This is a genomic window from Brevundimonas sp. SORGH_AS_0993, assembly GCF_030818545.1.
In the GTDB taxonomy this organism is placed as follows: domain Bacteria; phylum Pseudomonadota; class Alphaproteobacteria; order Caulobacterales; family Caulobacteraceae; genus Brevundimonas.
Genome location: NZ_JAUTAH010000001.1, coordinates 2,201,649 through 2,215,247, shown reverse-complemented (window position 1 = coordinate 2,215,247; position 13,599 = coordinate 2,201,649). Strand labels below are relative to the sequence as shown.

14 protein-coding genes and 1 pseudogene are annotated in these 13,599 nt (G+C 67.2%); 7 read left to right on the top strand and 8 right to left on the bottom strand.

All coding sequences use genetic code 11. The features are described from left to right. Positions 1-41: 41 nt before the first annotated feature. The 4 genes and pseudogenes from dnaK (at position 42) to QE389_RS10925 (ending at position 5,104) form a co-directional block, all read left to right on the top strand. Positions 42-1,947: pseudogene (gene dnaK / locus QE389_RS10940) on the top strand (molecular chaperone DnaK). 172 nt (positions 1,948-2,119) lie between these two features. Continuing rightward, positions 2,120-3,322 (top strand): molecular chaperone DnaJ, encoded by a 1,203-nt coding sequence (gene dnaJ / locus QE389_RS10935; RefSeq protein WP_307367196.1) that lies wholly within the window; start codon positions 2,120-2,122, stop codon positions 3,320-3,322. After that, positions 3,319-4,068, top strand: coding sequence for a 4-hydroxy-tetrahydrodipicolinate reductase (dapB, locus tag QE389_RS10930; RefSeq protein WP_307367194.1), 750 nt, complete (start codon positions 3,319-3,321; stop codon positions 4,066-4,068). Before dnaJ ends, dapB begins: the two co-directional genes overlap by 4 nt. Before the next feature lie 112 nt (positions 4,069-4,180). After that, positions 4,181-5,104, top strand: coding sequence for a DMT family transporter (locus QE389_RS10925; protein WP_307367192.1), 924 nt, complete (start codon positions 4,181-4,183; stop codon positions 5,102-5,104). Between the two features lie 3 nt (positions 5,105-5,107). Here the strand turns inward: QE389_RS10925 and dut are convergent, their stop codons facing one another. Further along, positions 5,108-5,569: a dUTP diphosphatase gene (gene dut, locus QE389_RS10920; protein ID WP_307367190.1), complete on the bottom strand. Its 462-nt coding sequence runs from the start codon at positions 5,567-5,569 to the stop codon at positions 5,108-5,110. Beyond that, positions 5,566-6,792: a bifunctional phosphopantothenoylcysteine decarboxylase/phosphopantothenate--cysteine ligase CoaBC gene (gene coaBC, locus QE389_RS10915; protein WP_307367188.1), complete on the bottom strand. Its 1,227-nt coding sequence runs from the start codon at positions 6,790-6,792 to the stop codon at positions 5,566-5,568. The genes dut and coaBC overlap by 4 nt, the downstream gene beginning before the upstream one ends. A gap of 109 nt (positions 6,793-6,901) precedes the next feature. On the opposite strand from coaBC, the gene QE389_RS10910 reads away from it, so the two are divergent. Further along, positions 6,902-7,432 carry an S-type pyocin family protein gene (locus tag QE389_RS10910; RefSeq protein WP_307367186.1) on the top strand — a complete coding sequence of 177 codons (531 nt, stop codon included), beginning with the start codon at positions 6,902-6,904 and terminating at the stop codon, positions 7,430-7,432. A gap of 34 nt (positions 7,433-7,466) precedes the next feature. Further along, positions 7,467-8,321: an HAD family hydrolase gene (locus QE389_RS10905; RefSeq protein WP_307367184.1), complete on the top strand. Its 855-nt coding sequence runs from the start codon at positions 7,467-7,469 to the stop codon at positions 8,319-8,321. A 2-nt stretch (positions 8,322-8,323) separates the two neighbouring features. On the opposite strand, the gene QE389_RS10900 is transcribed toward QE389_RS10905, so the two are convergent. Genes QE389_RS10900 through sdhC form a run of 6 tightly spaced genes read right to left on the bottom strand, consistent with a single transcriptional unit; the run spans position 8,324 to position 12,541 of the window. Further along, entirely contained in the window at positions 8,324-8,671 is a 348-nt protein-coding gene (locus QE389_RS10900; protein ID WP_307367182.1) for a PilZ domain-containing protein, read from the bottom strand. 42 nt (positions 8,672-8,713) lie between these two features. Then, entirely contained in the window at positions 8,714-9,034 is a 321-nt protein-coding gene (locus QE389_RS10895; RefSeq protein ID WP_307367180.1) for a 2Fe-2S iron-sulfur cluster-binding protein, read from the bottom strand. A 53-nt stretch (positions 9,035-9,087) separates the two neighbouring features. Continuing rightward, the gene (locus QE389_RS10890; RefSeq protein WP_307367179.1) at positions 9,088-9,882 is read right to left on the bottom strand and encodes a succinate dehydrogenase iron-sulfur subunit; all 795 of its coding nucleotides are present in this window, start codon (positions 9,880-9,882) and stop codon (positions 9,088-9,090) included. 1 nt (position 9,883) lies between these two features. Continuing rightward, complete coding sequence (sdhA, locus tag QE389_RS10885; protein WP_307367177.1) at positions 9,884-11,668, bottom strand: succinate dehydrogenase flavoprotein subunit; 1,785 nt, start codon at positions 11,666-11,668, stop codon at positions 9,884-9,886. A 7-nt stretch (positions 11,669-11,675) separates the two neighbouring features. Further along, on the bottom strand, positions 11,676-12,080 hold the full coding sequence (gene sdhD / locus QE389_RS10880; RefSeq protein ID WP_307367176.1) for a succinate dehydrogenase, hydrophobic membrane anchor protein: 405 nt from the start codon (positions 12,078-12,080) through the stop codon (positions 11,676-11,678). Then, positions 12,077-12,541 carry a succinate dehydrogenase, cytochrome b556 subunit gene (gene sdhC, locus QE389_RS10875; RefSeq protein WP_307367173.1) on the bottom strand — a complete coding sequence of 155 codons (465 nt, stop codon included), beginning with the start codon at positions 12,539-12,541 and terminating at the stop codon, positions 12,077-12,079. Before sdhC ends, sdhD begins: the two co-directional genes overlap by 4 nt. 163 nt (positions 12,542-12,704) lie before the next feature. On the opposite strand from sdhC, the gene QE389_RS10870 reads away from it, so the two are divergent. Then, a complete protein-coding gene (locus tag QE389_RS10870; protein WP_307367171.1) occupies positions 12,705-13,571 on the top strand; it encodes a pirin family protein in 867 nt (288 codons plus the stop codon). The last annotated feature ends 28 nt before the right edge of the window (positions 13,572-13,599 follow it).

Below are 13,599 nucleotides of genomic sequence, written 5' to 3'. Positions count from 1 at the left end.
CCGCCGCATCGCCCGCCGATACGAAAGAGAACAGAACGCGCATGGCCAAGATCATCGGCATCGACCTCGGCACCACCAACTCGTGCGTCGCCGTCATGGACGGCAAGAACCCCAAGGTCATCGAAAACGCGGAAGGCAACCGCACCACCCCCTCGGTCGTCGCCATTCAGGACGGCGGCGAAACCCTGGTCGGCCAGCCGGCCAAGCGTCAGGCCGTGACCAACCCGGCCAACACCTTCTTCGCCATCAAGCGCCTGATCGGCCGCAACTTCGACGACCCCGTCGTGGCGAAGGACAAGGGCATGGTGCCCTATGACATCGTCAAGGGCCCGAACGGCGACGCCTGGGTGCGCGCCTTCGGCAAGGACTATTCCCCGCAGCAGATCTCGGCCTTCATCCTGACCAAGATGAAGGAAGCGGCCGAGGCATATCTGGGCGACAAGGTCACGCAAGCGGTCATCACCGTCCCGGCCTATTTCAACGACAGCCAGCGCCAGGCCACCAAGGACGCCGGCAAGATCGCCGGTCTGGAAGTGCTGCGTATCATCAACGAGCCGACGGCGGCGGCCCTGGCCTATGGTCTGGAAAAGAACGACGGCCAGAAGATCGCCGTCTATGACCTGGGCGGCGGCACCTTCGACGTCTCGATCCTGGAGATCGGCGACGGCGTCTTCGAGGTGAAGTCGACCAACGGCGACACCTTCCTGGGCGGCGAGGACTTCGACCTGCGCCTGGTCGACTACCTGGCCGACGAGTTCAAGAAGGAGCAGTCGGTCGATCTGCGCCAGGACAAGCTGGCCCTGCAGCGCCTGAAGGAAGAGGCCGAAAAGGCCAAGAAGGAACTGTCCTCGACCGCTCAGTACGAGGTCAACTTGCCGTTCATCACCATGAACGCCTCGGGCCCGCTGCACCTGAACATCAAGCTGACCCGCGCCAAGCTAGAATCCCTGGTCGACGACCTGATCCAGCGCACCATCGAGCCTTGCAAGAAGGCCCTGGCCGACGCCGGCCTGAAGGCATCGGACATCGACGAAGTGGTTCTGGTCGGCGGCATGACCCGCATGCCCGCCGTGCAGGAAGCCGTGAAGAAGTTCTTCGGCAAGGAGCCGCACAAGGGCGTAAACCCTGACGAGGTCGTGGCCCTGGGCGCCGCCGTCCAGGCCGGCGTTCTGCAAGGCGACGTCAAGGACGTGCTGCTGCTGGACGTCACGCCCCTGACCCTTGGCATCGAAACCCTGGGCGGGCGTGTTCACCCCGCTGATCGAACGCAACACGACCATTCCGACCAAGAAGAGCCAGACCTTCTCGACCGCCGACGACAACCAGTCGGCCGTGACGATCCGGGTCTTCCAGGGCGAGCGTCCGATGGCGGCCGACAACAAGCTGTTGGGTCAGTTCGACCTGATGGGCATTCCGCCCGCGCCGCGCGGCATGCCGCAGATCGAGGTCGCCTTCGACATCGACGCCAACGGCATCGTCAACGTCTCGGCCAAGGACAAGGCGACCAACAAGGAGCAGTCGATCCGCATCCAGGCCAACGGCGGCCTGTCGGACGCCGATATCGACAAGATGGTCAAGGAAGCCGAGGCCAACGCCGCTTCCGACAAGGCCAAGAAGGACCTGGTGGAGGCCCAGAACGCCGCCGACAGCCTGATCCACTCGACGGAGAAAGCCCTTGCCGATCACGGCGACAAGGTCGGCGCCGACGAGAAGGCGGCCATCGAGACCGGCCTGGCCGATCTGAAGACCGCCCGCGAAGGGACCGACGCCGAGGACATCCGCGCCAAGACCAATACCCTGGTCCAGGCGTCGATGAAGCTGGGCGAGGCCATGTACGCCGCCCAGCAGGGCTCAGGCGACGCGGCCGAGGGCCAGCCGGCCGACGACGGCGTGGTCGATGCGGAGTTCGAGGAAGTCTCGGACGAGGACGACAAGAAGAGCGCCTGACCCATGTCGGGCGGCTGAACGAAACGGCCCCGCTTGTCTTGCGATAGGCGGGGCCTTTTCTTGACGCTTGCATCATGCGTCCCGGCCCCCATGTCAGCCGGGACAGCGTTTCGACCAGCGTTCGCAAAGAGACGCGGCGGAACGTCAGGGGAAGTATGAGGACGAACGCCCTATGGCGCGTGACTATTACGAGGTTCTGGGCGTCGAACGCACCATCGACGCCGCCGGTCTGAAAGCGGCCTATCGCAAGCTGGCGATGGTCCATCACCCGGACCGAAACGGCGGGTCCGAAGAGTCGGTGACGGCCTTCAAGGAAATCTCCGAGGCCTACAGCGTCCTGTCCGACGACCAGAAGCGCGCCGCCTATGACCGCTACGGCCACGCCGGGGTGAACGGCAGCGGCGGCGGCAATCCCTTCGGCCAGGGCGGTCAGGGCTTTTCGGACATCAACGACATCTTCTCCCAGGTGTTCGGCGATGCGTTCGGCGACGCCTTCGGCGGCCGCCAGAGCCGGGGCCAGCAGAGCGGCCCGCGTCGCGGTTCGGACCTGCGCTACGATCTGGAGATCACCCTGGAGCAGGCCTACAAGGGCGCCGAGGTGGACATCGCCGTTCCCTCCACCCTGACCTGCGACACCTGCGAGGGGTCGGGCGCCAAGCCAGGCACCAAGCCCGTCACCTGCACCACCTGCCACGGCGCGGGCCGAGTGCGTCAGGCCAACGGCTTCTTCCAGGTGGAACGCACCTGCCCCCGCTGCCACGGCACGGGCCAGATGATCGCCGATCCCTGCACGACCTGCCACGGTCACGGCCAAGTGCGAAAGACCCGCACCCTGAACCTGAAAATTCCCGCCGGTGTGGACGACGGCTCGCGCATCCGCCTGTCGGGCGAGGGCGACGCCGGCCAGCGCGGCGGCCCGCGCGGCGACCTCTATGTCTTCCTGTCGGTCGCGCCTCACGATCTGTTCGAGCGGGACAATCTGGACCTGCTCGTCACCGTGCCCGTGCCCATGACGGTGGCCGCCCTGGGCGGCGAGATCGACGCCCCCTGCCTGGTCTCGGACGCCTGCGACGGCAAGTGCAAAGCCTCGGTCCAGGTGCCGGCCGGCGCCCAGACGGGCAAGACCGTGCGGATCAAGGGCAAGGGGATGCCCCACCTGAACGGCCGCAACCGGGGCGATCTGGTGGTTGAACTGTTCGTCGAGACGCCCACCGACCTGACCCCCCGCCAGAAGGAACTGTTGCAGGAGCTTGCCCTGTCGTTCGGGGAGGCGCAGAACCCCCGGAACTCCAGCTTCGCCGGAAAGGCCAAGCGCTTCTGGGCCGACATCCTGGGCAATCAGGACGCGGACGGGTCGAAAGAGAACGTGGTTTGAGCGCCATCTTCCACGCCGGCATTTCCGGCTATCGCGGCCGTATGGGCCGGGCGGTGTCCCAGGTGCTGGATGCGCGCGACGACGTGGTCGTCGCCGCCCGTTTCGACTGGGGCGAGACGGCCGATATCTCGCTGTGCGACGTCATCATCGACTTTTCGACGCCGGATGCTTCCGTGGCTCTGGCCCAGGCGGCGGCGGCGCGCGGCGCGCCCGCCCTGGTCATCGGCTCCACCGGCATGACGCCCGATCAGGACGCCGAAATCCTGAAGGCGTCCGAAACCGTGGCCATCGTCAAGAGCGGCAACTTCTCCCTGGGCGTCAACGTCCTGATCGGTCTGGTGCAGCAGGCGGCCCAGCGCCTGGACGCCCAGGAATGGGACATCGAGATCACCGAGAGCCATCACCGGCGCAAGGTCGACGCCCCCTCCGGCACCGCCCTGATGCTGGGCGAAGCCGCCGCGGAGGGCCGGTCCGCGGACCTGTCGGACCTGCGCAGCCCGCCCTATGACGGCGTGCAGGGCGAACGCGAACTCGGCAAGATCGGCTTTTCCTCCATCCGGGCCGGCGGCGTCATCGGCGAACATTCGGTCCTCTTCGCATCCGAGGCCGAGGTCCTGACCCTCGGCCATTCGGCTATCGACCGTTCCTTGTTCGCCAAGGGCGCCGTCGCGGCCGCCGCCTGGGTCCGTTCGCGCCGTCCGGGGCTCTACGACATGCAGGACGTGCTGGGCTTCAGACAGGCCTGACGGTCCGCCGCCGCATCGGCGGTGAATAGTGCTAGTGAGCGAGGGGGGTGAGCGGATGTCCTCGCCGTTCACGCTCACGTCTTGCTCACTAGCACTATTCACCAAAGGCCCCATGACTGCCCATCCCGACACAGAGACCGCCGCCAAGGGAATCGCCCTGAGGATCGCGGCGGCGGGCTGTTTTTCGATCATGGCGGCGGTGCTGAAGCTGGCGTCCCTAGACGGGGTGGGCGCGCCCGAGATGCTGTTCTACCGCGCCTTCTTCGGCCTGCCGGTGGTGCTGATCTGGGTGCTGGGCCGCCCGCACGGGCTGAAGGCCCTGACGACGCGCCGACCGTGGGCCCATGTCGGGCGCAGCGCCCTGGGCATCGCCTCGATCCTGTGCGTCTTCCAGCCCCTGACCCTGCTGCCTCTGGCCGACGCCACGACCCTCAGCTTCACCGCCCCGGTCTTCGCCACCCTGCTGTCCTTCCTGATCCTGAAGGAGCCGGTTGGACCGCGTCGCTGGGCTGCCGTGGCCCTGGGCTTCGTCGGCGTCGTCATCGTCATGCGGCCGGGTGCGGGTGATCACGCCGTTCCATTGGTCGGGATCGGGTTCGGCCTGGCGGCGGCGGTCCTGACGGCGGGCGTCACCATCACCCTGCGCCAGTTGCGCGACACCGAGCACGTCGCCGCCATCGTCTTCTGGTTCTTCGTCGCCTCGTCCGTCGTGGGCGCGATCTTGCTGCCCTTCGTCGGTCATTGGCGGTCGCCCCAGACTCTGGCGCTGCTGATCGCCTCGGGCATTGTCGGGGGTCTGGCCCAGTTGTTCATGACCGGCTCGCTGCAGAAGGCGCCGGTCGCCGTGGTCGCGCCCTTTGACTATCTGCAGATCATCGGGGCGGTGATCTTCGGCTGGTGGCTGCTGCACACGCCGCCGAGCCTGAACACCCTGGCCGGCGCCGCCCTGATCGCCTCCAGCGGCCTCTACACCGCCTGGCGCGAACACGTCCGCCGCAAAGGCGGCCTGATCCAGCCGACCGCGCCGCCGGTATAGGGCTCAGCGCCCCGTCGATCCGAACCCGCCGGTCCCGCGCGCGGTGTCGTCCAAGGTCTCGACCTCGACCCAGTCCGCCCGCTCATGCCTGGCGATGACCAACTGGGCGATGCGTTCGCCACGGCGAATGAGGAAGGGTTCGGCCCCAAGGTTGGCGAGGATGACGCCGCACTCGCCGCGATAGTCGCTGTCTATCGTGCCCGGCGCGTTGGGGCAGATGATGCCGTGTTTCAGCGCCAAGCCCGAACGGGCCCGCACCTGGGCCTCGTAACCCAGCGGCACGGCGATCTTCAGCCCCGTGGGCACCAGGGCGCGCTGGCCCGGGGCCAAGGTCATCGGCTGGTCGTCCGGCACGGCGGCGCGCAGATCCATGCCCGCCGCACCCGACGTCTCATAGGCCGGCAGAGGCAGGCCCTCGGCGTGAGGGAGGCGCTGAATCTCCACGGCGAGCGGGGCATGGGTCATGCGGGGTCCTTGAAATGTTCGGCGATGCGGGCGGCCAGAGTGCGGGCCACGGCGGTCTTTGATTGATGCGGCCAGGCCTCGGTTCCATCGGCCGAGATCAACAGGACGGCGTTGCCCTCCGCGCCGAACACCCCCTCCGAGACGTCGTTGGCCACGATCCAGTCGCAACCCTTCCTCGACAGCTTGGCCCGGGCGTTGGCCTCAAGGTCCGAGGTCTCGGCGGCGAAGCCGATGACCAGGGCCGGCCGATCGGGTCCCGGCGCGGCGATCCCGGCCAGGATGTCGGGGTTTTCGATCAGGGCCAGGGTCGGCGGCCCGCCCGGCCCCTTCTTGATCTTGCCCCCGGCGATCGTGTCCACGCGCCAGTCGGCCACGGCGGCGGACAGGACGGCGATGTCGGCGGGAAGCGCGGTGCGCGTCGCGGCCTGCATCTCCAGCGCGCTCTCCACATCGACACGCTTCACGCCCGCCGGCGCGTTCAGTCCCGTCGGCCCGGACACCAGCGTCACCTCCGCACCCAATTCGGCCAGGGCGGCGGCGATAGCGTAGCCCTGTTTGCCGCTGGAGCGATTGGTCAGGCCGCGCACCGGATCGATCGGCTCGAACGTAGGACCGGCCGTGACCACGGCGCGACGGCCCTTCAGCGGTCGTCCGGCGGCGGCCAAAAGACCTTCGATCGCCTCCAGAATGGCGGCGGGCTCTGCCATCCGGCCGGCGCCATACTCGCCGCAGGCCATCTCGCCCTCGTCCGGGCCGACGACGGCGACGCCGTGGAAGCCCTCGAAGCCCTTCAGCCGCGCCACATTGGCCTGAACCGCTGGATGCAGCCACATCCGCACGTTCATCGCCGGCGCCATCAGCACCCGCTTGTCCGTTGCGATCAGGGTGGTGGAGGCCAGGTCGTCCGCCAGGCCGTTCGCCGCCTTGGCGATCAGCCCGGCCGTCGCCGGCGCCACGACCACCAGATCGGCCCAACGCGACAGCTCGATATGGCCCATGCTGGTCTCGTCGTCGGGATGGAACAGGCCGGACCGCACCGGATGGCCGCTCAGGGCCGCCAGCGACAAGGGAGTGACGAACTCGGCCCCCGCCTCGGTCAGGATGACGCGCGTCTCGCCTCCCGCCTTGGCGATCAGCCGCACCAGTTCCAACGCCTTATAGGCGGCGATGCCGCCGCCGACGATCAGCAGCACCTTGCGGTTCGAAAGGGATCGGCTGTTCATGCTCTCGGTCTAGCCGTCCCGCGCGACCACGTCGAGACGGCAGACAAGAACATTGCATGAACTGATCGGTTGTGCTTGTCTCACGTCGAGCGAGCATCCGGAGGGACGAATGAGACAGAGAGCGAAGGGTTCGGGATGGGCGGGGACGGCGACGGCGCTGGCCCTGCTGGCTCTGGCGGGCTGCGACCGGCCCTCGGCGGTGGAGACGCGGGAACGGGCGGCGGGCGGCGATGCGCCGCTGGCCCTGGCCTCCACGCCCGAGACGGCGGACGCCCAGGCGCCGCAGACTGCCCAGCCCAAGTCGGTCCTGACCGCCAATCGGCGCGAGACGACGGACGCCAAGGTCGCCCGCCTGTTCGACCGCAACGGCGCCGCCTTCGGCGCTCGGACGCCCGACGACTATCTGACCAAGGTGGCGGCCTTCACCTCCAAGCCGCCGCGGGACGTCGAGACGGTGAAGCGCCCGAACGGCGACACCCTGATCTATCAGGCATCGACCAACACCTTCGCGGTCGTGGCCCGGGACGGCACGGCGCGCACCATGTTCAAGCCCACGACCGGCGCCGCCTATTGGAGCGAACAGAAGGCGGCGGCGCCCACCTTCGGCCGACGGCGACAATCGACGGACGCGGCCGGCTGATATAGACGGGCGGGATCAACCCAGGATCCCGCCCATGGCCGCTTCGATTCCGGCGCTGAAGACCGCCCTGATCTATGATTTCGACGGCACGCTGGCGCGCGGCAATATGCAGGAGGTCAGCTTCATCCCCTCGGTGGGCATGGACATCGGCGCCTTCTGGGCCGAGGCCGAGCGCCTGACCAAGCAGGCCGACGGCGACGGCATACTGATGTATATGCAGCTGATGCTGCACCATGCGCGCCAGAACGGCGCGCCCGTCACGCGCGACACCCTGCGCCAGCATGGCGAGGCGGTGGCCCTGTTCGAGGGGCTGAAGGACCTGTCCTGGTTCGACCGCATCAACGCCTTCGGCGCCCGATACGGGCTGGAGATCGAACACTACATCATCTCCGCCGGGCTAGAGGAGATGATCGACGGCACGCCGATCCGACCCGCCCTGACCCACGTCTTCGCCTCCCACTATGTCTATGACGACAAGGACGAGGCCGCCTGGCCGGCGGTGGGCGTCAACTACACCACCAAGACCCAGTATCTGTTCCGCATCAACAAGGGCGTGAAGAACCACTGGGAACACGAACGCATCAACCACTTCATCCCCGACGACGAACGCCCGGTGCCGTTCGAGCGGATGATTTTCATCGGCGACGGCGACACCGACGTTCCCACCATGAAGATGATGCACACCAAGGGCGGCTTCTCCATCGCCGTCTATGATCCGCGCTCGAACGAGAAGGACCAGAAGAAAGTCTATTCTCTGATCTCGGAGGACCGCGTGAACTTCGTCGCCGCCGCCGACTATCGCGAGGGCTCGGCCCTGGACCTGATCGTCAAGGGTCTGATCGGCCGGATCGCCATCAACGCCGGCGCCATGCCGTCCGACGCCGCCTGATCCTAACGCCCGCCGGCCCTCAGCCAGGCGTCCCGCGCCTGGACCAGACGCGCCGGGGCCAGGCCGCGCAGGGATTTGGCCCCGGTCTGTTTCAACCCGGCGTCGTGGGTCTTCTGCCATACGACGGTCGCCGGATAGGCGACGGCTTCGGCCACATCGACCACCACCACCTCACCCGGCAAGGCGGCGCCGCGATCCAGCCGCACCCGCATCCCCCCGTCCGACAGATCGACGATGACGCAGGCCGTCTCCATCCCCGGCGCGCAGACGACGCCCCGCGCGTTCAGGGGGCGTCGAGGCGCGGCGCGGCGCTCGTCCGTCGGGATCGACTTGGGCTTGAACAGGCTCATGCTGTTCCAACGCGCCAGATCGATCGTGGCGCCCGGATCATCTCAGTGCTGATTTTCCGGCAGGCGGACCACCAAGCCATTCAGGGCGTCGGAGACGCGGATCTGACACGACAGGCGGCTGTTCGGCTCCACCTCCTCGGCGAAATCCAGCATGGATTCCTCCATGGCGCTGGGCTTGCCCGTCGCCTCGCGCCAGGCATCGTCGACATAGACGTGGCAGGTGGCGCAGGCGCAGGCCCCGCCGCAGTCCGCGTCGATGCCCGGCACATTGTTGCGGATCGCGCCTTCCATGACGGACAGGCCCGGCTTCACGTCGACGACGTGTTCGGTTCCGTCATGTTCGATATAGGTGATGCTGACCATGCGCCGCTCTTAAACGAGGCGGCGCCGGAGGCAAGGCCCCCGGCGCCGGATACTCAGGCCGCCTTCTTGCGGCTGGGGGCGACCATCAGCTTCTTGGTCTCGGCGATGGCCTTGGCCGGGTTCAGCCCCTTGGGGCAGACCTGGGCGCAGTTCATGATCGTGTGGCAGCGATACAGTTTGAACGGGTCTTCCAGATCGTCCAGGCGCTTCTGGGTCGCGTCGTCGCGGCTGTCGGCGATCCAGCGATAGGATTGAAGCAGCGCCGCCGGGCCCAGATACTCTTCCTGGTTCCACCAGTAGCTGGGGCACGAGGTCGAGCAGCAGGCGCACAGGATGCACTCGTACAGGCCGTCCAGCTTTTCGCGCTCGGCCGGGGTCTGAAGGCGTTCCTTCTCGGGATCGGGCGTGTCCGACTGGAGATACGGCTGGATCGAGTCGTACTGGGCGTAGAACAGGCTCAGGTCCGTCACCAGGTCCTTGACCACCGGCTGGTGCGGCAGGGGGGCGATGGTGATGTTGGACGACGAGCACTCGTCCCATCCCTTGGTGCAGGCCAGAGTGTTGCGCCCGTCGATGTTCATCGAGCAGGAGCCGCAGATGCCCTCGCGGCACGACCGTCGGAACGACAGGGTCGGGTCGATCTGGTTCTTGATATGGATCAGGGCGTCCAGCAGCATGGGCCCGTGATCGTCGGACGACACCTCATAGACGTCCCAGCGCGGATCTGCGTCCACCTCGGGATCGTAGCGATAGACCTTGTAGGTCTTCACGTTCTTGGCGCCGGCCGGCGCCTTGTGAACCTTGCCCTTGCTGGGCTTGGAACCCTTGGGGAGAGACAGCTGAACCATCTTAGTAAACCCGCGCCTTCGGCTCGATGTACGAGACGTCGTCAGTCATGGTGTAGTTGTGCACCGGGCGATAATCGATCTGGACCTGCGCGCCGGGACGTTTCCACGCCAAGGTGTGCTTCATCCATTGAACGTCGTCGCGCTCGGGATAGTCCTCGCGGGCGTGGGCGCCGCGCGATTCCGTGCGGTTCAGGGCGCCTTCGATCGTCACCGTCGCCTGGGCGATCAGGTTGTCGTACTCCAGCGTCTCGATCAGATCGGTGTTCCAGATCAGGCCGCGATCGGTGGTCTTGATGTCGGCGCCGGCGGCGTCGATGGCGCGCAGCTTCTGCACGCCCTCTTCCAGCGTCTTGCCGGTGCGGAAGACCGCCGCATCGGCCTGCATGGCGCGTTGCATCGACAGGCGCAGCTCGGCGGTCGGGGTCGAGCCGTCGGCGAAGCGGAAGCGGTCCAGGCGCGCCAGGTGGGCGTCGATCTGGGTCTTGGGCGCCGACGGCACGGCTGACGCCTTGTCCACCACCTCGCCGCAGCGCAGGCCGACGGCGCGTCCGAACACCACCAGATCGGTCAGGGAGTTTGAGCCCAGGCGGTTGGCGCCGTGCACCGACACGCAGGCCGCCTCGCCCACGGCCATCAGGCCCGGAACCACGCTGTCGGGGTCGCCGTCGCGCAGCGTCAGGACTTCGCCGTGATAGTTCGTTGGGATGCCGCCCATATTGTAGTGGACGGTCGGCAGGACCGGGATCGGCTCCTTGGTCACATCGACCCCGGCGAAGATCTTGGCGCTTTCCGAAATGCCCGGCAGGCGCTGGTGCAGGATTTTCGGATCCAGGTGGTCCAGGTGCAGGAAGATGTGGTCCTTGTTCGGACCCACGCCGCGGCCTTCACGGATTTCGATGGTCATGGAGCGCGAAACCATGTCGCGCGGGGCCAGGTCCTTCACGGTCGGCGCGTAACGCTCCATGAAGCGTTCGCCTTCCGAGTTGGTCAGATAGCCGCCCTCGCCGCGCGCACCCTCGGTGATCAGGCAGCCGGCGCCATAGATGCCGGTCGGGTGGAACTGCACGAACTCCATGTCCTGCAACGGCAGGCCGGCGCGCAGCACCATCGCATTGCCGTCGCCGGTGCAGGTGTGGGCCGAGGTGGCGCTGAAATAGGCGCGGCCGTATCCGCCGGTCGCCAGAACCACCATCTTGGCGCGGAACTGGTGAAGCTGGCCGTTGTCGAGCTGAAGCGCGGTGACGCCGGTGCAGGCGCCGTTCTGCATGATCAGGTCCAGCGCGAAATATTCGACGAAGAACTTCACTTCCCGACGCACCGACTGGCCGTACAGGGTGTGCAGGATGGCGTGGCCGGTGCGGTCGGCGGCGGCGCAGGTGCGCTGCACCGGGCCTTCGCCGAAGTTGCGGGTCATGCCGCCGAAGGCGCGCTGATAGATCTTGCCTTCTTCGGTGCGGCTGAAGGGCACGCCCCAGTGTTCCAGCTCATAGACCGCCTTGGGGGCGTTACGGACCAGATATTCGATGGCGTCCTGATCGCCCAGCCAGTCCGACCCCTTGACGGTGTCGTACATGTGCCATTGCCAGCTGTCCTCGCCCATGTTGCCGAGCGAGGCGGAGATGCCGCCCTGGGCCGCCACGGTGTGGGAGCGGGTCGGAAAGACCTTGGTGACGCAGGCGACCTTCAGCCCCTGCTGGGCGGCGCCCAGGGCGGCGCGCAGGCCCGATCCGCCGGCGCCGACGACGACGACGTCGTATTCGTGATCGATGAGTTCGTAAGCAGCCATTGGACGATCAGGCTCCGAAGCCGGCGGGCAACGGCGCGGATCCCAGCGCCATCCGCGTGATGAAGAAGACGCCGGCCGCCGCCAGCACCAGGCAGATCAGATTGACCAGCAGCACCAGGGCGCGCCGCGCGCCCGCATGGGGCACATAGTCCTCCAGGATGACCTTCCAGGCCAGGCTGGCGAAGCCGCAGAAGATCACCAGGGTCAAGCCCGCCAGGACGGCGTTCAGCGCATTGGCGAACCAGGCCGAGACCGCGCCATAATCGGCGCTGGCCAGGGTGTGGATAGTCGACAGCACCCACAGCCCCAGCGGCATCAGGGCCAGTTGCAGCACGCGCTCGTTCAGCCATTCCGAGGCGCCGTGGCGCTCGGAAACCTTGACGTTGTTCTTGAACTTGACCGGGCTGCTCACAGCGCGACCCTCCCTGAAGCGAACAGCACGACCCAGAACAGGATGGCCAGAGGAACCGGCGCCCAGACCGCGATATGGGCCATCAGCGTCGCAGGCTTCAGCGTCAGGCCGTGACCGGTGTCATTGACCAGGTGGCGGCCGCCGTTCAGCACGAAGGACAGGACCACCACCGTCAGGCCGAACCCGACCAGCAGCCCCAGGGGCGAGCCCGCCAGGGACAGGAAACAGGCGTAGTGTTCGGGGCCGAACGCCAGGGCGCCCAGCCAGCCGACGACGATCACGGCACCGACGCTGGCGGCGATGATGGTGGCCCGGAACAGGATGGAGGCGGCCATGGTGACGTGCCAGCGCCACACCTCCATGAAGGGCGACATCGGCGTGACGCGGCCGTTGGGCTGGGTGACGTAACGGCCGGTTCGGTCGCCAGGCGCACCCCGATGGGTCGGGTTGGGCTGAGTCATGCGAATCGTTCTCAAAAGCGAATGAATTCAATCGCCGTGTGCGGTTGCGAAGGCTTTTGTGACCCCAAGGGGCCGGTGTCAACGGACGGGGGAAAAACATCGTCGCCGCGGCGTTCGGTTTCGCTCGCTCGCCATCGCCAAACCGCCACCCTATATGTAGCGGATGTCAGACCTGACCCCGCGCCCCGTCCGTCGCCTCCATCCCGCCCATCGCGACGACATCGGCGATCTGGTCACGCGCCGCCCCCTGCCCGGCCCCGGCCTGGAGCAGATCGACCCTTTTCTGTTCCTGAATCATCACGGCCCTCAGACCTATCCCCCGAACAACGCCGGCCTGCCGTTCGGCCCCCACCCGCACCGGGGCTTCGAGACCGTGACCTTCATCCTGGAGGGCGAACTGGCCCACAACGATTCCGGTGGCGGCGAGAGCATCATCAAGGCGGGCGGGATCCAGTGGATGACCGCCGGCTCGGGCCTGATCCACGCCGAACTGTCCCCGGCCGCCTTCAAGCGCGACGGCGGGCCGATGGAGATTCTGCAGCTGTGGGTCAACCTGCCGTCGCGGCTGAAGATGACCAAGCCGGACTATATCGGCCTGCAGAAATCCGACATCCCGACCTTCACCACCGAGGCCGGCGTCACGGTCGAGCCCGTCTCCGGCGAGTGGCTGGGCGTCAAGGCGCCGATCCAGTCCCTTATCGACATCCATCTGGCGGTGGTGCGCCTGCCGGCCGGCGCACGGTTCAAAGCGCCGATCGCCCCCGGCCGCAACGTGTTCCTCTATGTCGTGAAAGGGGCCGTCGCGGTCGCCGGTTCGCCCGTGTCCGAATGGAACCTGGCCGGTCTGGGCGACGGCGACGGGGTCGAGATCACCGCCGCATCCGACGCCGTGATCCTGCTGGGCCACGCCGAACCTATCGACGAGCCGGTCTTCAGCCACGGCCCCTTCGTCATGACCACACGCGAAGAGATCATCCAGGCGATCCAGGACTATCAGGCCGGGAAGTTCGGTCCGCCGCCGAAGGTGTAGCGTCCCTCTCTTCTCCTCATCCTGAGCC

Bases quoted from the DNA above. Each gene is read 5' to 3' on its own strand.
- dnaJ (WP_307367196.1), top strand. From the start codon at position 2,120: ATGGCGCGTGACTATTACGAGGTTCTGGGCGTCGAACGCACCATCGAC.
- dut (WP_307367190.1), bottom strand. From the start codon at position 5,569: ATGACCCATGCCCCGCTCGCCGTGGAGATTCAGCGCCTCCCTCACGCC.
- QE389_RS10900 (WP_307367182.1), bottom strand. From the start codon at position 8,671: ATGAGCCTGTTCAAGCCCAAGTCGATCCCGACGGACGAGCGCCGCGCC.
- QE389_RS10870 (WP_307367171.1), top strand. From the start codon at position 12,705: ATGTCAGACCTGACCCCGCGCCCCGTCCGTCGCCTCCATCCCGCCCAT.
- coaBC (WP_307367188.1), bottom strand. From the start codon at position 6,792: ATGAACAGCCGATCCCTTTCGAACCGCAAGGTGCTGCTGATCGTCGGC.
- sdhA (WP_307367177.1), bottom strand. From the start codon at position 11,668: ATGGCTGCTTACGAACTCATCGATCACGAATACGACGTCGTCGTCGTC.
- QE389_RS10895 (WP_307367180.1), bottom strand. From the start codon at position 9,034: ATGGTCAGCATCACCTATATCGAACATGACGGAACCGAACACGTCGTC.
- QE389_RS10925 (WP_307367192.1), top strand. From the start codon at position 4,181: ATGACTGCCCATCCCGACACAGAGACCGCCGCCAAGGGAATCGCCCTG.
- QE389_RS10905 (WP_307367184.1), top strand. From the start codon at position 7,467: ATGGCCGCTTCGATTCCGGCGCTGAAGACCGCCCTGATCTATGATTTC.
- sdhC (WP_307367173.1), bottom strand. From the start codon at position 12,541: ATGACTCAGCCCAACCCGACCCATCGGGGTGCGCCTGGCGACCGAACC.
- QE389_RS10910 (WP_307367186.1), top strand. From the start codon at position 6,902: ATGAGACAGAGAGCGAAGGGTTCGGGATGGGCGGGGACGGCGACGGCG.
- QE389_RS10890 (WP_307367179.1), bottom strand. From the start codon at position 9,882: ATGGTTCAGCTGTCTCTCCCCAAGGGTTCCAAGCCCAGCAAGGGCAAG.